Raw genomic sequence first — 18,953 nt, 5'->3', positions numbered from 1 at the left:
GCCGTCTGGATCCCCGAGCTGCGCCCGCGCAAGAACTCCGGCGACCCGGCGCCCTTCCGCCGGCCGGCCGCCGCCGTACTGCGCGCCCACCAGCCGGGCCTCGCGCTCCCGGAGGTCCCCGCCCCGCCGGACCTCCCGCCCGGCCGGCGCACCTGGCGCGACATCCGCTACCGCCAGAGCGGTGACGTCGGCTTCCTCGGCTTCTCCTTCCCGGGCGGCGCGATGAGCACCGACCAGTGCCGCAGACTGCTCGCCGCCTACACCGAGGCGCTCGCCCGCCCCACCCGCGTCCTCGTCCTCGGCGGCACCCGCGACTTCTTCTCCAACGGCATCCACCTCAACGTCATCGAGGCGGCCCCCGACCCCGCCCAGGAGTCCTGGACCAACCTCAACGCCATCGACGACCTCGTGGAAGCCGTACTGCGCACCACCGACCGGCTGGTGGTGGCCGCGCTCGCCGGCAACGCGGCGGCCGGCGGGGTCATGCTGGCCCTCGCCGCCGACGAGGTGTGGTGCCGGACGGGTGTCGTCCTGAACCCGCACTACCGGCGCATGGGCCTGTACGGCTCCGAGTACTGGACGTACACCCTGCCGCGGCGCGTCGGACCGGAGCGGGCCGAGCGGCTCACCACCGAGGCCCTGCCGGTCAGCGCGGCCCGCGCCGAGCGGCTCGGCCTCGTGGACCGGCTCGTACCGGCCGCGCCCGGGGACTTCGCGGCGGAGGCGGAACGGCTGGCGGCCGGGCTCGCCGGCGCCCCGGACCTCGACCGGCGGCTCGCCGCCAAGGCGGCGACCCGGGCCGCGGACGAGCGGCGGCGGCCCCTCGCCCGGTACCGGGAGGAGGAGCTGGCCCGCATGCACGCCCTCTTCTTCGACCCGGAGGCCCCCTACCACGCGCTGCGCGCGGCCTTCGTCCGCAAGACCCCGGGCGGCTCGCCCCGGCCCCTCGCCGCGCCCGCCGGGGACCTCCGGTGACGCCCCCGCTGCTGGTGGCCGGAGTCGGCAACATCTTCCTCGCCGACGACGCCTTCGGCCCCGAGGTGATCCGCGCCCTCGGATCCCGTCCGCTGCCGCCCGGGGCGCGGGTGCGCGACTACGGCATCCGCGGCCTGGACCTCGCCTACGACCTGCTGTCCGGGTACGCCACCGCCGTCCTGGTCGACGCGGCCCCGCGCGGCCACCGCCCCGGCACCCTGTCCCTGATCGAGGCCGAACCCCCCGACGGCACCGTTCCGCCCGAGGCCCACGGCATGGACCCGGCGAAGGTGCTGGCCCTGGCCACCCACCTCGGCGACGAGCCGCTGCCCCGGGTCCTCGTCCTGGCCTGCGAACCCGGCGTCCTGCCGAGCGGCGACGACCTCCTGCCCGGACTGAGCGCACCGGTGCTCGAAGCCGTCGGCCGGGCCGTGGACGCGCTGCATGCGCTCGTCCCCGCCCTGCTCGCCGACCCGGCCGCGCCCCTGCCCCCGTTGGGCCGCCCGGTGGAATCCGGGACCGCGCACGCGGCTGCGCTGCCCGGTACGGCGCCACGCTGAGCCGAAGATCGGAGGGACCCGGGCCGCGCCGGACGCGGCCCGGACCCCCGTCACCGCACCCGAGGAGCAGCGCCCATGTGCCGGTCCGATCTCAGACAGGCCGTCCTGGCCAAGAACGACGGGCTGGCCGCGGGCCTGCGCGACGATCTCGCCGGGCAGGGCGTGACCCTGGTCAACCTGCTGTCCAGCCCGGGCAGCGGCAAGACGGAACTCCTCGCCCGGGTGCTGACCCGGGCGAGGGAGCGGGGCGTGCCGGTGGCCGCGCTCACCGCCGACCTGGCCACCGAGAACGACGCCGTCCGGCTGGCCCGCTCCGGCGCGCCCGTCCGGCAGCTGCTCACCGACGGACTGTGCCACCTGGAGGCCGGACAGGTCCGCGCCCGCCTGGCGGACTGGCTGCCCCCCGACACCTCCGTGCTGTTCGTGGAGAACGTCGGCAACCTGGTCTGCCCGGCCTCGTACGACCTCGGCGAGACCCTGCGGATCGTGCTGATGGCGGTCACCGAGGGCGAGGACAAGCCGCTGAAGTACCCCACCGCGTTCGGCTCCGCCCACCTCGTCGTCATCACCAAGACCGACCTCGCCGGGCCGGCCGGCTTCGACGAGAGCCTCTTCCACGAGAACGTGCACCAGGTCAACCCGGGCGTGGAGATCGTACGGTCGTGCGCCCGCACCGGCACCGGCGTCGGCACCCTCCTCGACCACGTCCTCGCCGCCCGCGACACGGGCCCGGCGCACCGCCCGCCGCTCGCCCCGCACCCCCATCACCACCCGGCGTCCGCCCCCGCCTCGTGACCGCGCCCGCCACCGGCCCGGTCCGCCGCCGGATCACTGTCCGCGGCACGGTCCAGGGCGTCGGCTTCCGGCCCTACGTGCACCGCCTGGCCGCCGGACTCGCACTGGCCGGGTTCGTCGGCAACACCGCCGACGGCGTGCTCATCGAGGTCGAGGGGCCGCCGGAGGAGGTGGACCGGTTCGCCGGCCGGCTGACCGAGCAGCCGCCCCCGCTGGCGACGGTGACCGGCGTCGGCTGCGAGGACGTCCCCGCCACCGGTGCCCCCGGCCCCTTCACCATCCGCCCCACCGAACGCGCCCCGGGCCGCACCCAGCTCCCGCCCGACACCGCGACCTGCGCCGACTGCCTGCGCGAACTCGCCGACCCGGGCGACCGCCGGCACCGCCACCCCTTCGTCACCTGCACCCACTGCGGCCCCCGCTTCACCATCGCCACCGGGATGCCGTACGACCGGCCGGCCACCACCATGGCCGGCTTCCCGATGTGTCCCGACTGCGCCCGCGAGTACGGCGACCCCGCCGACCGCCGCTTCCACGCCCAGCCCGTCGCCTGCCCCGGCTGCGGCCCGCGCCTCGCCCTCGTCCCGGCCGCGGGTCTCGGCGTCCGCGCGGCCCGGGACGCGGAGGCCCTCGCCTCGGCGCGCGCCCTGCTCGCCGCCGGGCGGATCGTCGCCGTCAAGGGCGTCGGCGGCTACCACCTGGCCTGCGACGCGACCGACGCCCGGGCCGTCGCCACCTTGCGGGCCCGCAAGGAGCGGGGCGGCAAGGCCTTCGCGGTGATGTGCGCCGACCTCGGCACCGCGGAGCGCGTCGCAGTGCTGTCCGCCGCCGAACGGGCCGCGCTCACCGGCGCCCGCCGGCCCATCGTCCTGCTGCGCAGACGCAGCCCCGGGGACGGGCCCCGGCCGGCGGCCGAGGTCTGCCCGGGCAGCCCGCACATCGGCCTGCTGCTGCCCTACACCCCCGTGCACACCCTGCTGTTCGGGCTGCCCGGCGATCCACCGGGTCCCCGGCTGCTGGTCATGACCAGCGGCAACCGCTCCGGCGAGCCCATCGTCACCGACGACACCGAGGCGCTGACCCGGCTGGCCGGCATCGCCGACGCCTGGCTCACCCACGACCGGCCCGTCGCGTGCCCCTGCGACGACTCACTCCTGCGGGTCCGCGCCGACGGCAGCGAACAGGTCCTGCGCCGCTCCCGCGGCTACGTCCCCCGGCCCCTGCGTCTGCCGGTCCCGGTCCGGCCGACGCTCGCCGTCGGCGGCGACCTGAAGAACGCCCTCTGCCTGGGCGAGGCCGACCAGGCGTGGTTCGGGCCGCACATCGGCGACATGGCCGACCTCGCCGCGCTGGAGGCCGCCGAACGGGCCGAGCGGCACCTCGGCCGCCTCACCGGGGTCACCCCGCGGCGGGTGGCCGCCGACCGCCACCCCGGCTACCACTCGACCCGCCGGGCCCGCGGCACGGCCACCCGGCTCGGGCTGCGGCGCGGGCCGGTCACGGTCCAGCACCACCACGCCCACATCGCCGCCGCGATGGCCGAACACGGCCTCGACGGCAGCGAGCCCGTGATCGGCGTCGCCTTCGACGGGACCGGGTACGGCGACGACGGCACGGTGTGGGGCGGCGAGATCCTCCTGGCCGACTACACCGGCTACCGGCGGCTGGCCCGGCTGACTCCCGCCCCGCTGCCCGGCGCGGACGCCGGCGTGGCCAACCCCTGCCGCCTGGCGCTGGCCCGGCTGTGGGCGGCGGGACTGCCGTGGACTCCGGGCCTGCCGAGCGTCGAGGCGTGCACCGAGTCCGAACGCGCCCTGCTTGCACGGCAGTTGACGCGTCAGCTGGCCTGCGTGCCGACCTCCAGCATGGGCCGGCTCTTCGACGCGGTCTCGTCCCTGGCCGGGCTGTGCCACCGCGCGGCCTACGAGGCGCAGGCGGCGCTGGAGCTGGAGGCGGCGGCGCTGGAGGCGGGCGACGCGGACGAGGCGGCGTACCCGTTCGGGATCGCCGCCGGGCGGCTGCCGTGGGAGATGGACCCCGCCCCGGCCCTCCGCGCCCTGCTGGCCGACCGGGCCCGCCGCACCCCCGTGCCCGTCCTGGCCGCCCGCTTCCACCGGGGCGTCGCCCGGGCGGTCGCGGACGTCTGCTGCCGGGTCCGGACGGACACCGGCCGCACCACCGTCGCCCTCACCGGCGGCGTCTTCGCCAACGCCCTGCTGGAGGAGGAGGCCGCCGTGCTGCTCGGCACCGCCGGTTTCACCGTCCTCCGGCACGGCGAAGTGCCCCCGAACGACGGCGGTCTGGCACTCGGCCAGCTGATGGTCGCGGGAACCGCAGTCCACCACGAGACGGAGTGACCCATGTGTCTGGCAGTGCCCGGCAAGGTCGTGTCCATCGACCACCGCGCCGACCCGCTCACCGGCCTGATCGACTTCGGCGGCGTACGCAAACAGGCCTGCCTGGAGTACCTCCCGGACATCCAGGTGGGGGAGTACGTCATCGTCCACGTCGGCTTCGCGCTGCAGCGCCTGGACGAGGAGTCGGCCCGCGCCTCCCTGGAACTGTTCGGGCAGCTCGGCCTGCTGGAGGAGGAGTTCGGCGACGCCTGGGAGCAGGCGGCACGGCAGGAGAGCGGAAGTGAGGCCCGGTGAAGTACATCGACGAGTTCCACGACCCCCAGCTGGCGGGCCGGCTGCTGGACGAGATCCGGTCCACGGCCACCCGACCCTGGGCCCTGATGGAGGTCTGCGGCGGCCAGACCCACTCCATCATCCGTCACGGAATCGACCAACTCCTCCCCGAAGAGGTCGAGTTGATCCACGGTCCGGGCTGCCCGGTCTGTGTGACCCCGCTCGACGTCATCGACAAGGCCCTGGCGATCGCCGCACGCCCCGAGGTGACCTTCTGTTCCTTCGGCGACATGCTGCGCGTGCCCGGCACCGGCCGGGACCTGTTCCGGGTCAAGGGCGAGGGCGGTGACGTCCGGGTCGTCTACTCGCCGCTGGACGCCGTGGACCTGGCCCGCAGAAACCCCGACCGGCAGGTGGTGTTCTTCGCCATCGGCTTCGAGACGACGGCCCCCGCCAACGCCATGGCCGTGCACCAGGCCCGCCGCCTGGGCCTGGCCAACTTCAGCCTGCTGGTCTCCCACGTCCGGGTCCCCCCGGCCATCGAGGCCATCATGACCGCCCCCGACTGCCGGGTGCAGGGCTTCCTCGCCGCCGGGCACGTGTGCAGTGTGATGGGCACCGCCGAGTACCCGGACCTCGCCGAGCGGCACCGCGTCCCGCTCGTCGTCACCGGCTTCGAGCCGCTGGACATCCTCGAGGGCATCCGCCGCGCCGTCCACCAACTGGAACGCGGCGAACACCGGGTGGAGAACGCCTACCCCCGCGCGGTGCGGGAGCAGGGCAACCCGGCGGCCGTCCGCATGATCGAGGAGGTCTTCGAGGTCACCGACCGCAACTGGCGGGGCATCGGCCGCATCCCGGACAGCGGCTGGCGGCTCACCGACGCCTTCCGCGCCTACGACGCCGAACACCGCTTCGACGTCAGCGGCATCCGCACCGAGGAACCCGCCGAGTGCCGCGCGGGCGAGGTCCTCCAGGGCCTGATCAAGCCCACCGCATGCGCAGCGTTCGGCACCACCTGCACCCCGCGCACCCCGCTCGGCGCCACCATGGTCTCCAGCGAGGGCGCCTGCGCCGCCTACTACCTGTACCGCAGGATGACCGACACCCCGGCACCCCGGGGATCGAGGATCCCGCGCGAGGAGATGAACCCCGTTGGCTGACCTCGCCACCGAATCCCCCCGGACCGCCGTCGACCCCGCGAACTGGACCTGCCCCGCCCCCCTGCGCGACCAGCCGGTCGTCGTCATGGGCCACGGCGGAGGCGGCGCCCTGTCGGCGGAGCTGGTCCAGCAGGTCTTCGCACCCGCCTACGGCAACCCCACCCTGGCCGCCCTCACCGATTCGGCCGTCCTCCACCTGGGCGGCGCCCGGCTGGCCTTCTCCACCGACTCCTACGTCGTACGGCCGCTGTTCTTCCCCGGCGGCAGCGTCGGCGACCTCGCCGTCAACGGCACCGTCAACGACCTGGCGATGAGCGGCGCCCGGCCCGCGTACCTGTCCACCGCCTTCATCCTGGAGGAGGGTGTGGAACTGGCCGTGGTCGAGCGCGTGGCGCGCGCCGTCGGCGCGGCGGCCGAGGCGGCCGGCGTCACCGTCGCCACCGGCGACACCAAGGTGGTCGAGTCCGGGCACGGCGACGGCGTCTACGTCACCACCGCCGGTGTCGGCCTCGTCCCCGACGGCGTCGACATCCGCCCGCAACGCGCCCGGCCGGGGGACGTCGTCCTCGTCAGCGGCCCGATCGGCCTGCACGGCGTGGCCGTCATGAGCGTGCGCGAGGGCCTGGAGTTCGGCGTGGAGATCGCCTCCGACACCGCGCCGCTCGCGGACCTGGTCGCCGCCATGCTGGCGGTCACCCCGGACCTCCATGTGCTGCGCGATCCCACCCGCGGCGGCCTGGGCGCCTCCCTCAACGAGATCGCCCGCGCCTCCGGTACCGGTGTACGGCTGGTGGAGCGGGCGATCCCGGTGCCGGACGAGGTCGCGAACGCCTGCGGTTTCCTGGGCCTCGACCCTCTGTACGTCGCCAACGAGGGCCGGCTCGTCGCCTTCGTGCCCCCGGAGCACGCCGAGGCCGTCCTGGCGGCGATGCGGGCCCACCAGCAGGGCGCAGGCGCGGCCCGCGTCGGCGAGTGCGTCGCCGACCACCCGGGCATGGTGGTCGTCGCCACCGGCCTGGGCGGCACCCGGGTGCTGGACCTGCCGCTCGGCGAGCAGCTGCCCCGGATCTGCTGAACCGCCCCCCGGCCCCGCCGTCAGGCCGGGGCCGGGACCGGCGCCACTTCCGTGATCTCCAGCTCCCGGCCGCCGCGCAGTTCCTGCGACGGCCGGTCGCAGCGCGGGCACCAGAAGAACGGCGGCATGCCGACCGCGAACTCCTCGGCGCACCCGCCGCACCACGCCACCGCCGGGACCTGCTCCACGATCAGCCGGGCCCCGGCGAGGGCCGTGCCGTCGCGCGCCACCTCGAAGGCGAAGTGCAGCGCGTCCGGGACGACACCGGCCAGCTCACCGACCCTGACCGTCACCGACGACACACCGTCCGCGCCGTCCGCCCGGGCGATCTCCGCCGCCTGCTCCACGATCGCGCTCGCGATCGACAGCTCGTGCACCCGGGCCTCACGGGTACCGGCGGTGGGCGCGCAGGCCCCCCGTCATCCGGTAGATCCGCAGCTCGCGCACGAGACCCGGCAGTTCCTTGACCAGCAGGACCGCGGCCAGGCTGCCGGCCACCGCGGCCTGGGCCGCGAGCAGCTGCCGTCCCGACATGCCGCGCCGTGCGGTCCTTCTTCTCATGCTTCTCATGCCCATGTTGATGACGGTCACTTTCCGCCTCCTCATCCCGGCGAGATGTTCGGCATGTCCTTCACCAGGGCGTCATGCCGTTTCCAGTGGACACCGGTGGAGCGGCGCGCGTCGGAGCTGCCGTCCTCGTGGTGTCCTTGCTGCTGTGCGTAGGGGCCCTTGTTCCCCTGGTGCAGTCCGCGCACATGGGTGGGCGTGTCGGGCTTCGCCTGGGGGCGGCCCACTCGGATGCTGCCCATCTGAGGTCTCCTTCCGGTCCTCACGACCGCTCGGTCAGCTCCCCGAAGAACTGTTCTACGGCCGACCAGACCCGGCCGCCACCGGACAGCCCCTGCCACTCGCGGCGGACCAGGGCGATCATCCGGTAGCAGTCGTCGACCGGCACGATCCAGTGTGCGTCGACACCCCGCACGGTGTTGACCAGCAGCGCCTCGACGTCGGGGGTCATGGCGGCGAGCTGGGGAACCGTGGCGGCCAGCCGCTGCCAGGCCGCCGCGTCCACCTCCCACCGCATGGCGCCCGCCGGGCTCGGGCCCTGCGCGGTGACCGTGCCGTCGGAGCGGGGTACGAAGAACACCAGCCCCACCGGCACACCCAGCACCCCGGTGTCGACCGGCGGCAGCCGCAGCCGGCGCCGGGGCACGAGCCGGTAGCGGCCCTCCCCGGCCCCGCCGTCGGCGAACAGCACCGAGCAGGGGCGGCACGCGCACCGCACCTCGGCGGCCCCGGTGTCGTACAGGTGGGCGTGTTCCGCGCTCACGCGGGCGGCGCACAGCTCGCACACCTCGGAGTCGTCCCGCACCGCCCGGTCGGCGGCGGAACGGATGACCCGGGCGAGCGCGCCGTGCGCGGTCACCGCGCCTCCTGGGGCAGCGCCCGGCGCCTGATCGTGCTCAGCGGTACGAACGCGGGCGCCGGCCGGCGCTCCTCGGCGACCGGCTCGACCGCCTCCAGCTCCGGCGCGACCGCCAGGACGGCGGCCCGCACGGCCTCCAGCGGATCGCCCGCGCCACCGTCGCAGCCGGAACCGCAGCCGCCGGTGCGCAGCCGTACCCGGGCCACGCGGCCGTCGACGCCCGCCCACTCCAGGTCGCCGCCGCGCTCGCGCACCGCCGGCCGCAGCTTCTCCACCGCGCGGGCGGCCCGGTGCTCGGGCGGTTCCGGATGGATGTCGTGCAGCACCAGCAGGTGCCCGAGCAGCTCGTCCGCGGCCAGCTCTTCCCGCAGCGGCTGCTCCGCCAGGTCCAGCACCCGGGCGAGGGCCTCGCCGTAGACCTCGGTCAGCAGCCGCACCGCTTCCAGCGCCGGTGCCGGCGTGCTCTCCAGGCCGGCCAGCACCTCGTCCAGCCGGGCCAGGCGCGCCTCCACCGCCGGGTCCGGCAGCCGTGCGGCGGTGTCAGCCATGGTTCGCTCCGTACGTCGGCGAGTGCACGGTGGTCAGGGTCTTGCCCTTGCCCATGTACATGTGGACACCGCAGGGCAGACAGGGGTCGAAGCTGCGGACGGTGCGCATGATGTCGACGCCCTTGAAGTCGTCGGGGCCGTTCTCCTCGAAGATCGGCTGGCCCTGGACGGCGTCCTCGTACGGGCCCGGGGTGCCGTAGATGTCGCGCGGGCTGGCGTTCCACGGGGTGGGCGGGTAGGGGTGGTAGTTGGCGATCTTCTTGTCCCGGATCACCAGGTGGTGCGAGAGGACACCGCGCACCGCCTCGTGGAAGCCGCAGCCGATCGACTCGTCCGGCACCTCGAAGTTCTCGTACACCTTCGTGTCGCCGCTGCGCATCATCCCCATCGCCTCCTCCAGGAACTGCAGCGCCATGGCGGCGGCGTAGGCGATGAAGTACGGCCGGGCGCGGTCGCGTTCGAGGGTGTTGCTCCATTTCGGGATGCGCCACTCCAGGGTCGTCTCCGGCAGCTTCTCGCCCCGGGGCAGGGTGATGCGGATGCTGCCGCCGGAGGCCTTCACGTACGGCGTGTCGACCAGACCGCTCAGCGCGGTCGACCAGAGCCGGGCGAGGGGGCCGCCGCCGGTGTCCAGGGCGAGGTGCTCGCCCGTCCCCGGGTGGTACCAGCGCGGGCTCATCACCCAGCTGTAGTTGCCCTCGAAGTCCCGCTTCTGCGGCACCGGCACGGTGGTCTGGTTCCACGGGTGACGCATGTCGACCGGGTTGCCGAGCGGGTCGTGGGTGACGAACGGCTCCTCGTTGACCCAGTCCTCGTAGAACGAGCTGCCCAGCATGATGCGCAGGCCAAGGTTGATGTCGATCAGGTTGTTGGTGACGAGCTGCCCGTCCACGATGATGCCCGGGGTGACGTACATCGCCCGTCCCCACTCGTTCATCGTCGCGTAGCGGTAGTCGACGACGTCCGGGTTCTGGAAGGCGCCCCAGCAGCCCAGCAGGATGCGGCGCTTGCCGACCTCCTCGTAGCCGGGCAGCGCCTCGTAGAAGAAGTCGAAGACGTCGTCGTTCATCGCCACCGCCTTCTTGATGAAGTCGATGACGCGCATCAGACGGCTGAGGTAGTCGGTGAAGGTGTTCGGCTGCGGCATCGTGCCGACCCCGCCCGGGTACAGCGTGGAGGGGTGCACGTGCCGCCCCTCCATCAGGCAGAACATCTCCCGGGTGATCCGGCTGACCTTCAGCGCCTCCTTGTAGACCTCGCCCTCGAAGGGGTTGAAGGCCTTCATGATCTCGGCGATGGTGCGGTAGCCGTGGATGTCCCCGCGGGGCGCGTCGGTGCGCTCGGCGCGGGCCAGGACACCGGGGTTGGTGGCCTTGACCATCGCCTCGCAGAAGTCCACGAAGACCAGGTTGTCCTGGAAGATCGTGTGGTCGAAGATGTACTCCGCCGCCTCGCCGAGGTTGGTGATGTGCTCGGCCAGCTTCGGCGGCTTGACCCCGTAGGCCATCTGCTGGGCGTAGTTGGAGCAGGTGGTGTGGTTGTCGCCGCAGATCCCGCAGATCCGCGAGGTGATGAACCCGGCGTCCCGCGGGTCCTTGCCCTTCATGAACACCGAGTAGCCGCGGAAGAGCGACGAGGTGCTGTGGCACTCCACGACTTCCCGGTTGGCGAAGTCGATCTTCGTGTAGATGCCCAGGTTGCCGATGATCCGGGTGATCGGGTCCCAGGACATGTCGACGAGCTGGGCGGGTTTGCGGTCGGTGGGCCGGGACTCGGTGGTGGTCATCTGCGGTACTGCCCCTCGCTGTTCGGGTCGATCGGATCGGTCGGATCGGTGGCGGGACGGGGACGCCAGGGCGTCAGGCGCGCCAGTGCGGGTCGTAACCGCTGGTCAGCTTCTCCTTGTTGTGGCGCCACTTGGGCTCGTGGTTCACCAGGTCGTTGGTCAGGCCGCGCAGCCGGCGGACGACGGCCCCGTACGGCTTGATCACCATCGACGACAGCGTGCCGCCCGGGGGCTCGTCCATGAACGGCATGAAGGCGTCGGGGAAGCTCGGCATGGTGCAGCCGATGCAGATGCCGCCGACGTTCGGGCAGCCGCCGATGCCGCCCATCCAGCCGCGCTTGGGCACGTTGCAGTTGACCACCGGACCCCAGCAGCCGACCTTCACCTGGCACTTCGGGGAGTTGTAGTCCCGTGCGAAGTCGGCCTGCTCGTAGTACGCCGCCCGGTCGCAGCCCTCGTGCACGGTCTTGCCGAACAGCCACTGCGGACGCAGCATGTGGTCCAGCGGCGGCGGGGGAGCGGCACCGGCCGCGTGCTGGAGCGTCCAGACCAGGGTCTCCATGAAGTTCTCCGGCTGGATCGGACAGCCCGGCACGTTGACCACCGGCAGACCGGAGCGCGCCTTGAAGTCCCAGCCCAGGTAGTCCGCGAGGCCCATGCAGCCGGTCGGGTTGCCGGCCATCGCGTGGATGCCGCCGAACGTCGCGCAGGTACCGGCCGCGATCACCGCCCACGCCTTGGGCGCGAGGTCGTCGATCCACTCGTTCAGCGTCTGCGGCTCACCGGTGTCCGGGTGGTTGCCGAACGACGTCCAGTAGCCGTCGCCCTCGATGATGTTCTGGTTCGGGATGGAGCCCTCGATCACCAGGATGAACGGCTCCAGCTCACCGCGCGCCGCCGCCCGGTACGGGGCCAGGAAGTGCTCCCCGCCGAGACTGGGCGAGAGCACCTTGTTGACCAGGTTCACCTTCGGCAGGCCCGGGATGAGGCCGAGCACGACGTCCTCGATCGAGGGCTGGCCGGCCGCGGTGAGGGAGACGGTGTCGCCGTCGCAGCTCATGCCCTCCGAGATCCACAGGATGGTGATCTCGTCGAAGCCCTCCCGTGCCTCGGCCCTGCTGGGCTCGCCCTGGACTTCCGTGGTACCGCTCTGTGTGGTCATGTCTGCGGCCTCCGTTGCAGCCGGTCTCGGACTGGATCGTGGGCGGCGGCCGACGCGGCGCACTCGGCCCGGTCGAGCGGTGCCACCTCGTCGGGGCGGAAGTAGTGGAACCGGCCGTACCAGTCGTGCAGTTCGGCGGCCGGATCGTCGTCCACGGTGACGGCCAGGTGGACGCTGCCGTCCACGTCGTGGAAGACCGCCGCCACCTGCGCGGTCCGCCCGTCCAGGAACATGTCCTGGGCGTCGGCGCCCCGGCGCGGGCACAGCCGTACCCGGCTGCCGCCGCCCACGGGCACCCCGTCCACCAGGACGGTGTCCGTCGCCGGGGACAGCCCGTCGTCCGCGCCCTCCCGCCACCAGGCGGGCCGTCCGGCGGCCGGGCGCCGCGCCGGGGTCAGGGAGCGGATGGCGCCGTGCAGCCGGGACAACACCTCCGGGGGCATGGTGTCCACCCGGTCGAGGATCCGTGCGGCCCGCGGATCGGTGGCCCGGGCCTCGGCCTTCTCCTCGTCGGTCAGCAGCATCGTGCGCAGGGTGAGGATCTCGTCGATCTCCGCCGCGTCGTGCAGGTCGCCCGGGCTCTCCGGCGCCACCTGCGGGTGGTCCGGGAGGATGATCGGCGCGGAGAGCAGCAGCGCCCCGGTGGCGCCGTCGTCGCCGGCCGGCTCGGGCGGTGTCCCGCCGAGCACCGGGAACGTGAACGCGTTGCGGCAGCCGCGCACCTGCCCGGCGAGACCGGCGGGCGGGTCGATCAGCGACACGAACTCGGCGCCGTCCGCGGCGAGGAGGGTGTGCGTGGCGAGCAGCGCCTGCCCGAGCGCCGCACCGCGCGGGGCCGCCGGCTCCGCCGCGCCGGCCGTGTTCTCGGTGCGCACCCGCAGCCGGTACAGCTCCGGCCCGAGCGGCTCGGCCACGACCGTCGTCCGCGCCCGCACCTCGCGGCGCCGCCGCACGGTCCGCCCCGCGCCGTCCGGCAGCGGTTCGTACTCCGTGCCGGCCGGCGCGCCCACGGCGGCGGTGCGCCCCTCGCGCGCCAGTTCCGCGAGCTCCAGCACCAGCTCGGTCTCGCGGGGCACCGCCTCCTCGAACGACAGGTGGGTGACCCCGTCGGCGGTGCGCAGCGACTCGACCGGGCGGTGCCCGCCCGCCCCGTCGGCCGCCTCGACCTGCTTGTGCTGGAGCTGCAGGTACCGCACCCGCACGCGGACGGCCGCGTCGGGGCGGCACACCCGCAGCAGGCACTCGGTCTGCTGGTACCAAGAGTCGGCGGAGCCGGAGACGCCGGGCGTGACCGGCCCGTCCCGCTCCACCCAGTCGCGGGGCAACAGCACCCCGAACTGCCAGCGGACGCGGTTCTTCGCCGAGGACCGGCGGTAGGGGTACAGCAGGTACCCCTCGTAGAGCACGGCGTCCGCCACGGCACTCAGCTGCGCACAGCCCTCGCTGGCTCCGTTCGCCATGCCGTCTCCTCGCCACTCGTGATCGCGGATGCCCTTCCCACGGTCACACCGGACGCGCCCGTCCGCCCCTCGGACGCACCGTCATTGGGCCGGACGGTGGAATCACGGGGGCGACCATGCGGCGGTCCGGGTGTACGGAGCCCTGTGCCGTCGGGCGCGCGGACGGGTGGAGGCGGCCCGGACGGTATCGTTCACGGGGCGGCGGGCCGGTGGCCGGGGGGCGCGGCGTCCGGTCGTGCGGGCAGCCGCTCCAGCGCCACCAGCGCCGCGTCGTCACCGAGGTCGCCGCGCACGTGGCGGCCGAGGTCCCGGCGCAGCCCGGCCACCATCGCCTCCAGGGGCCGGCCGGCGTGCGCCTCGACGCGGGCGGTCAGGTCGAGGAAGCGGCCGTGCCGGTCCCGGGCCTCGACGAATCCGTCCGTGTACAGCAGCAGCCGGTCGCCCGGGCCGAACGGCAGCGTCTGGACGGGCGGTGCCGTCTCCAGCAGGTCGCCGAGGCCGAGGGGGGCACCGGGGCGGTCGGGGAGTACGCCGTGCACCCGTCCCGCGCGCACCAGGAACGGCTCGGGGTGCCCGCAGTGCACGAGCCGGGCCAGCGGCTCGCCGGGCGGGAACTCCACCAGCAGCGCGGTCGCGAACCGCTCGGTGAACAGCGCGCCGTCCGTGCGGCCCTCCTCCAGGATGCCGTCGACGGCGGCGATCTGCCGCCGGGCCCGCTCGTCCAGCCGTTCGGCGACCCGCGTCAACGACCTTTCCTGGTGCGCGAGTTCCCGGAAGGCGCCGAGGAGGGCGGCGGAGGCCCCGACGGCCGGCAGCCCCTTGCCCCGGACGTCGCCGACCAGGATCCGGGTGCCGTACGGCGTCGCCAGCGCCTCGTAGAAGTCGCCGCCGATCCTCGCCTCCGACTCGGCCGGCAGGTACACCCCGCGCAGGGCCAGCGAACCGATCCGGTGGGGCAGGGGGTGCATCAGCGCCCGCTGTGCCGTCTCCGCCACCGAACGGATCTGCTGCAACTGGCGCTCCCGGCGCCCGCGCAGGCAGCAGGCGGCCATCGAGGTCAGGCCGACCACGAACAGGCTGAACAGCACGACGTCCGAGTCCGGACGCCCCCACTGCCCGGCGTCCGCCTGGAGGGCGGCGGTCACGGCCAGCGCGGCGCAGCCCAGCGACGCCGTGGCCCACAGCGGGAGCAGTACCGACGCCAGCACCGGCACGGCGGCCATCACCGGTGAGACGTGCAGCCAGTCGGGAGTGAGCAGATCGGTGAGGGCGACGGCCGTCATCAGGGCGACGGGAGCCGCCGCGAGCAGCGACCGGGACCGCACCAGGCGGCGGACCAGGGTCCGGGCCGGGTGCCGGGGCTCGGCGGACGCGGTCGTACGGGACGCGGGGGCGGTGTGCGCGGCAGGGGTGTGGGTCATCGTCTCGAGGAGGGCCGTAGCGGGCCGAGGGCCCGGTGGGTGCGGACGGGCGGGGCGGGCGGCGGCGCCGACAGGCAGGACAGGGCCGACTCCAGGTGCCGGAGCAGGCGGCCGGCCTCGGTCCCGGTGGCCGGGGGACCGTGGCGGGCGGTGCCGAGCCGGGTCAGGGCGCGCCGGGTCGCGGGCAGGGCGGGGTGCGGCCGGCCGCCCCGGCAGGAGTAGGCGCACAGCGCGGTGGTGCGCAGCAGCCGGGCGTACGGCTGGGCGAACCCGGTGCCGGGACCGCAGGCGCCGGCCGCCTGCGGGTGCGCGTCCAGGAGCCGGCCCGTGGCGGTCAGCTCGTGTGCCACCTCGGACAGGGTCCGCAGCACCCGGTGGTCCAGGTGCCAGCGGCGGCGCCGGGCGGCAGGCCGCGGGTTCCAGCGGACGCTCTCGTGCGCCTCGTCCACGGCCGTGCGCGCCCGCTGCAGCGCCCGGTCGAGGTCCTGCTCCCAGGCGGGGCCGAGCACGTCCCGGGGCGGCCGGCGGTCCACGACCGTGTCGGCCAGCGCGTCGAGGTACCGGGCGACGAGCGTCCGGAGCTCCTCCAGCGCGTGCTCGGCCGACCGCACCCGCACCGCGGGGAACAGCAGCGCGCTGCACGCCAGCCCGAACGCGATGCCGAGCACGATCTCCGCCAGGTGGGAGTACAGCTCGCCGGAGTGGCGGTCCCGGACCAGGGCGAACGTGATGAGCGCGGTCGTCGGCACGTGGATGCCGTGGTGTCCTAGGAAGTCGCGCCGGGCGAGCAGCACGGAGGCGAAGACCACCAGGAGCAGACCGGCCGCCTGGGGCCGGGCGTACCAGGCCGCGGGCACGGCGACGAGCACGCCCAGCAGGCAGCCCCCGCCGTACCGCAGGGCGGCGGAGACCGTGCGCACCACCGTCGTCTCGACGATGAGCAGCGCCGCGACGGCTCCCGCGTACGGGCCGGTCGTGTGCAGCAGTGCCGTACAGGTCTGCCACGTCAGCCCGGCGGCCACGGTCGCCCGGGCGGCCTCGGCGCAGTGGGCACGGCCGAGGCGTCTCATCCGTGCGGGCAGAGCGGACCACCGTACGCCGCGCATGCCGTCGTCGCCCCCTTCCTCGTCCTTCCTCGTCGGAATCCTGCCGGGCCGTTCGGCGGGCCCGGCAAGGCCGCCCAGGATAATCGGACAAATGGGGCGGGAGGCAAATAAAGGTCGTGTAGGAAAGGACCCGCTTTCGGTCCTCTGTCGGGTTCGCGCCCGCACCCGTACACTGCGGATCCGCAGAAAAGCGGGGGCAGTTGACCGGGGGGAGCCGTCATGTCCACAGGTCCGTACGGTCCGCACGAGGGGTACGGCGGTCCGCCGGTGCCGCCCATGCCGCCCGCGCCGCCGCCCCGGCCGGCGAGCCCGCCGCCCGCGCCGCCGGACGCCCGGCGGGCCGCCGCGGTCGCCCTGCTCAACCTGAGCGGTCTCGGCCTCGGTTACGTGCTCCTGCGCCGCCGGCTGCCGGCCGCCGCCTGCTGGGCGGCGACCGCCGTCCTGCTGTTCGTGGCGCTCCCGGCGGACGCCGACGGTGTCCCCGCGGCGGCGCTCGCCGGCTACGCCGTGGTCCTGCTGGCGGCGGCCGTCCACGGCGGCCTCGTCGGCCTGCGCACCCCGCTCGCCCGGCCCGGCAGGGCGCCCCTCGCGCTGCTGCTGGGCCTCCTGCTGCTCGCCGTGCCCGCCGGCGGTGCCCTCTGGTACCGGCACGCCCACGAGGAAGCCGTGGAACAGGCGCTGCTCGGCCGCCTGCAACGCGCCGACGACCTGGTGGCCGAGAGCGGCCGGCGGTCCTTCGGCTCCGCCACGCCGGACTACCGCAGGGCCCTGGAGGTGTACCGCGACATCGCCGTGCACCACTCCGGATCCCGCGCGGCCCGCAGACTCCCCGGCAGCCTGCGCACCTACTACACCACCGTCGGCGCGGCCTACGGGCACGGCCGGTACTGCGACGCCGTGGAGCCGCTGACGTACCTGCGCACCGTGCCCGACACCATGCCCCGGGAGCAGCTCGGCTCGCTGGCCGGCTGGCCCGACGGCCGGCTCGCCGACGCCCTGTACGGGTGCGGGGAGCAACACCTGGCGGCCGGCGAGGCGGACTGGGTGAGCCGCTTCGGCGACCTGCTGGACACCTTCCCGCGGTCCGGGGCGGCGGCCAAGGTGGCGCCCGCCGTCGACGCGGCGGTGCGGAAGCAGGAGAAGGCGGTCGGGGGCGACGACCCCTGCGCGGCCGTCGGGCGGCTGCACGACCTGGACACCCGGATCGCCGAGCTGGCCGGCGCGGGCCGTGACACGGACGGCCGGCTGGCGAGCACCGCGAGCCGGGCCGGCCGCAGCGGGGACTCGGGTACCTACGCCTGCGGTGTCGACCAGTACCGGGACGGCGACTTCGCGTCCGCGCAGAAGACCATGGAGCAGTTCGCCGCCGGCCACCGGCACGACCCGAACCGGGCCCGGGCCCAGAAGGTCGCCATAGCCGCCGAGGTCGCCCGGACGCTTCCCGCGGCCGGCCGGAAGCTGCCCACCACGGCCTCCGGCGGGAGCATCTCCGTCACGGTCAAGAACGACAGCCCGGACGACATCACCGTCCTGTACACCGGCCCGGTCACCGGCAGTTTCACCCTCAAGGGCTGCGGCGGCTGCAAGGCGTACACGTGGGCGGAGACGGTGTTCAAGTCCTTCAAACCGTGCCACGACAGCAGCAGGCACTACCCGCAGCACACCATCAGCCTGCCGGTGGGCACCACCTACTTCGTGCACAAGCCGAACGGGGGCAGCACCGCGACCCCGGCCTCGGACACCGCCCGGCTCAGGTCCGGCTACATCTACACCGAGTGCGCCTACTCGACCCAGCGGCTGGGATCCGGCTTCTGACCGGCGGCGGCCACGGGCCCACCGGGCCCGCGGCCGTCAGCTCCCGCCGCGGCGGGGACCGGCGCACCGGACGCCCCGCCTCAGCCGGCCGCGTTGTCGACCCGCAGCCGCACCTGTTCCTCCAGCCTGCGCAGGCTGCCGTCGAGGGCGTCGCACACCGCCTGCTCACCCGGATCGTGCGCGTCCTCGAAGAAGGACAGGTGCACGGTCACCTCGCTGGTCCCGCTGCCGATGCCCGCGACCTGGAGCCAGCCGGTGTAGCTGCCCTGCTCGCGCGTGCCCCACTCCAGGCGCATCTGTTCCGGCTCGGCGCGCAGCAGGGCGGGCATGTCCTGGCCGGAGCGGTCCTCGTGCACGGTGACGGCGGGCGGATCCCCGGCGTCCACGTGCAGGGCCTCCGGCAGCCAGTCGTCGAGCTGGTGGACGTTGGCCGCCTGGTCGAAGATGTGCTCGGGCTGTGCGGGCATGGTGCGGGAACGCTCGTACTCGGCCATCGTGGCACCGCTCCTCCGGTCGGAAGTCGTACCCCGACCGCGTGCCCCTTCCACGGCGGCCGAAAAGCCCCGCACGCGGCCCCTTGCGCCCGGGCTCCGCGGCGCACTCGGCTCCGGAAGGCGGGGTACGTCGGCCGGGCGGTCCGCCGGCCGGCGGCGATGGGCCGGAGCGTCTCCCGCTCGCGCGGAGCCGGCGCGGGTGCCCCGGTGGGCGAGGGGGTGAGGACGGCGCTCATGGCGATTCCTCCGGCGGAACGGCTGGGGGCTGTCCGTTCAGGGTGATGTGCCCTTGTTCCACCAGATTGCTCACCGGACTGCATGAAGCCGTCCGCCCCCCGTCACAGGCGTGTCACTCCGCGTCCCTCAGGACACGGCCGCACGGGCCGTCCGCTCCACCAGGGACACGCCGTCGGCCATGGTCGCGCTGCCGTCGGAGAGGACCGCGACGAGGTACCGGTGTCCCTTCACCGTGACCCGGCCGACGCTGTTGACGTCCCACAGCCCCGTGGTGTTCCGCTCCAGCCAGCCGTTCTTCAG

19 protein-coding genes and 1 pseudogene are annotated in these 18,953 nt (G+C 74.5%); 8 read left to right on the top strand and 12 right to left on the bottom strand.

All coding sequences use genetic code 11. The annotated features are described in order from the left end of the window. The 7 genes from IE312_RS41740 to hypE form a co-directional block, all read left to right on the top strand. Positions 1 to 975 (top strand): enoyl-CoA hydratase/isomerase family protein (locus IE312_RS41740; protein WP_229900397.1); only part of this gene is annotated, 975 nt, incomplete at its 5' end. Then, positions 972 to 1,535, top strand: coding sequence for a hydrogenase maturation protease (locus IE312_RS24665; RefSeq protein ID WP_189984517.1), 564 nt, complete (start codon positions 972 to 974; stop codon positions 1,533 to 1,535). The genes IE312_RS41740 and IE312_RS24665, both read left to right, overlap by 4 nt. Before the next feature lie 75 nt (positions 1,536 to 1,610). Beyond that, the gene (hypB, locus tag IE312_RS24660; RefSeq protein ID WP_189984516.1) at positions 1,611 to 2,330 is read left to right on the top strand and encodes a hydrogenase nickel incorporation protein HypB; all 720 of its coding nucleotides are present in this window, start codon (positions 1,611 to 1,613) and stop codon (positions 2,328 to 2,330) included. Then, positions 2,327 to 4,687: a carbamoyltransferase HypF gene (hypF, locus tag IE312_RS24655; RefSeq protein ID WP_189984515.1), complete on the top strand. Its 2,361-nt coding sequence runs from the start codon at positions 2,327 to 2,329 to the stop codon at positions 4,685 to 4,687. Before hypB ends, hypF begins: the two co-directional genes overlap by 4 nt. A gap of 3 nt (positions 4,688 to 4,690) precedes the next feature. Continuing rightward, entirely contained in the window at positions 4,691 to 4,981 is a 291-nt protein-coding gene (locus IE312_RS24650) for a HypC/HybG/HupF family hydrogenase formation chaperone (RefSeq protein WP_189984514.1), read from the top strand. Further along, positions 4,978 to 6,123, top strand: a complete 1,146-nt coding sequence (hypD, locus tag IE312_RS24645; RefSeq protein WP_189984513.1) for a hydrogenase formation protein HypD — start codon at positions 4,978 to 4,980, stop codon at positions 6,121 to 6,123. Before IE312_RS24650 ends, hypD begins: the two co-directional genes overlap by 4 nt. Continuing rightward, the gene (gene hypE / locus IE312_RS24640) at positions 6,116 to 7,198 is read left to right on the top strand and encodes a hydrogenase expression/formation protein HypE (RefSeq protein WP_306419813.1); all 1,083 of its coding nucleotides are present in this window, start codon (positions 6,116 to 6,118) and stop codon (positions 7,196 to 7,198) included. Before hypD ends, hypE begins: the two co-directional genes overlap by 8 nt. A gap of 20 nt (positions 7,199 to 7,218) precedes the next feature. On the opposite strand, the gene hypA is transcribed toward hypE, so the two are convergent. The 10 genes from hypA to IE312_RS24590 all read right to left on the bottom strand — a co-directional run bounded on the left by hypA (position 7,219) and on the right by IE312_RS24590 (position 16,107). Then, positions 7,219 to 7,575 (bottom strand): hydrogenase maturation nickel metallochaperone HypA, encoded by a 357-nt coding sequence (hypA, locus tag IE312_RS24635; RefSeq protein WP_189984512.1) that lies wholly within the window; start codon positions 7,573 to 7,575, stop codon positions 7,219 to 7,221. Positions 7,576 to 7,582: 7 nt separating this feature from the next. After that, on the bottom strand, positions 7,583 to 7,732 hold the full coding sequence (locus tag IE312_RS24630; protein WP_190045739.1) for a hypothetical protein: 150 nt from the start codon (positions 7,730 to 7,732) through the stop codon (positions 7,583 to 7,585). A 68-nt stretch (positions 7,733 to 7,800) separates the two neighbouring features. Continuing rightward, positions 7,801 to 8,007: a hypothetical protein gene (locus tag IE312_RS24625; protein ID WP_189984511.1), complete on the bottom strand. Its 207-nt coding sequence runs from the start codon at positions 8,005 to 8,007 to the stop codon at positions 7,801 to 7,803. Positions 8,008 to 8,027: 20 nt separating this feature from the next. Then, positions 8,028 to 8,624, bottom strand: a complete 597-nt coding sequence (locus IE312_RS24620) for a DUF5947 family protein (protein WP_189984510.1) — start codon at positions 8,622 to 8,624, stop codon at positions 8,028 to 8,030. Further along, positions 8,621 to 9,172: a NifU-related iron-sulfur-binding protein gene (locus tag IE312_RS24615; RefSeq protein ID WP_189984509.1), complete on the bottom strand. Its 552-nt coding sequence runs from the start codon at positions 9,170 to 9,172 to the stop codon at positions 8,621 to 8,623. The genes IE312_RS24620 and IE312_RS24615 overlap by 4 nt, the downstream gene beginning before the upstream one ends. Then, complete coding sequence (locus tag IE312_RS24610; protein WP_189984508.1) at positions 9,165 to 10,958, bottom strand: nickel-dependent hydrogenase large subunit; 1,794 nt, start codon at positions 10,956 to 10,958, stop codon at positions 9,165 to 9,167. Before IE312_RS24610 ends, IE312_RS24615 begins: the two co-directional genes overlap by 8 nt. Before the next feature lie 73 nt (positions 10,959 to 11,031). Next, the gene (locus tag IE312_RS24605; RefSeq protein WP_189984507.1) at positions 11,032 to 12,120 is read right to left on the bottom strand and encodes an NADH-quinone oxidoreductase subunit B family protein; all 1,089 of its coding nucleotides are present in this window, start codon (positions 12,118 to 12,120) and stop codon (positions 11,032 to 11,034) included. Then, on the bottom strand, positions 12,117 to 13,580 hold the full coding sequence (locus tag IE312_RS24600) for a hypothetical protein (RefSeq protein ID WP_189984506.1): 1,464 nt from the start codon (positions 13,578 to 13,580) through the stop codon (positions 12,117 to 12,119). Before IE312_RS24600 ends, IE312_RS24605 begins: the two co-directional genes overlap by 4 nt. A gap of 191 nt (positions 13,581 to 13,771) precedes the next feature. Continuing rightward, entirely contained in the window at positions 13,772 to 15,001 is a 1,230-nt protein-coding gene (locus IE312_RS24595; protein WP_229900396.1) for a PP2C family protein-serine/threonine phosphatase, read from the bottom strand. Next, positions 14,998 to 16,107 carry an FUSC family protein gene (locus IE312_RS24590; RefSeq protein ID WP_189984505.1) on the bottom strand — a complete coding sequence of 370 codons (1,110 nt, stop codon included), beginning with the start codon at positions 16,105 to 16,107 and terminating at the stop codon, positions 14,998 to 15,000. The genes IE312_RS24595 and IE312_RS24590 overlap by 4 nt, the downstream gene beginning before the upstream one ends. 276 nt (positions 16,108 to 16,383) lie before the next feature. Here IE312_RS24590 and IE312_RS24585 point away from each other — a divergent pair, with 276 nt between their 5' ends. Then, positions 16,384 to 17,922, top strand: a complete 1,539-nt coding sequence (locus tag IE312_RS24585; protein WP_189984699.1) for a hypothetical protein — start codon at positions 16,384 to 16,386, stop codon at positions 17,920 to 17,922. Positions 17,923 to 18,002: 80 nt separating this feature from the next. On the opposite strand, the gene IE312_RS24580 is transcribed toward IE312_RS24585, so the two are convergent. Then, entirely contained in the window at positions 18,003 to 18,416 is a 414-nt protein-coding gene (locus IE312_RS24580; protein WP_189984504.1) for an SRPBCC family protein, read from the bottom strand. A 363-nt stretch (positions 18,417 to 18,779) separates the two neighbouring features. After that, positions 18,780 to 18,953, bottom strand: a pseudogene (locus IE312_RS44690) (serine hydrolase); the annotation flags it as partial.

Origin of the sequence: Streptomyces capoamus, from assembly GCF_014654935.1 — a bacterium.
Classification (GTDB): Bacteria; Actinomycetota; Actinomycetes; order Streptomycetales; family Streptomycetaceae; genus Streptomyces; species Streptomyces capoamus.
This window is presented reverse-complemented; position numbering and strand designations above follow the sequence as displayed.

What these genes read in the sequence shown, in the direction of transcription:
- hypB (WP_189984516.1), top strand. Translation starts at nt 1,611, where the DNA reads ATGTGCCGGTCCGATCTCAGACAGGCCGTCCTGGCCAAGAACGACGGG.
- IE312_RS24650 (WP_189984514.1), top strand. Translation starts at nt 4,691, where the DNA reads ATGTGTCTGGCAGTGCCCGGCAAGGTCGTGTCCATCGACCACCGCGCC.
- IE312_RS24630 (WP_190045739.1), bottom strand. Translation starts at nt 7,732, where the DNA reads ATGTCGGGACGGCAGCTGCTCGCGGCCCAGGCCGCGGTGGCCGGCAGC.
- IE312_RS24625 (WP_189984511.1), bottom strand. Translation starts at nt 8,007, where the DNA reads ATGGGCAGCATCCGAGTGGGCCGCCCCCAGGCGAAGCCCGACACGCCC.
- IE312_RS24615 (WP_189984509.1), bottom strand. Translation starts at nt 9,172, where the DNA reads ATGGCTGACACCGCCGCACGGCTGCCGGACCCGGCGGTGGAGGCGCGC.
- IE312_RS24610 (WP_189984508.1), bottom strand. Translation starts at nt 10,958, where the DNA reads ATGACCACCACCGAGTCCCGGCCCACCGACCGCAAACCCGCCCAGCTC.
- IE312_RS24605 (WP_189984507.1), bottom strand. Translation starts at nt 12,120, where the DNA reads ATGACCACACAGAGCGGTACCACGGAAGTCCAGGGCGAGCCCAGCAGG.
- IE312_RS24600 (WP_189984506.1), bottom strand. Translation starts at nt 13,580, where the DNA reads ATGGCGAACGGAGCCAGCGAGGGCTGTGCGCAGCTGAGTGCCGTGGCG.
- IE312_RS24595 (WP_229900396.1), bottom strand. Translation starts at nt 15,001, where the DNA reads ATGACCCACACCCCTGCCGCGCACACCGCCCCCGCGTCCCGTACGACC.
- IE312_RS24590 (WP_189984505.1), bottom strand. Translation starts at nt 16,107, where the DNA reads ATGCGCGGCGTACGGTGGTCCGCTCTGCCCGCACGGATGAGACGCCTC.
- IE312_RS24585 (WP_189984699.1), top strand. Translation starts at nt 16,384, where the DNA reads ATGCCGCCCGCGCCGCCGCCCCGGCCGGCGAGCCCGCCGCCCGCGCCG.
- IE312_RS24580 (WP_189984504.1), bottom strand. Translation starts at nt 18,416, where the DNA reads ATGGCCGAGTACGAGCGTTCCCGCACCATGCCCGCACAGCCCGAGCAC.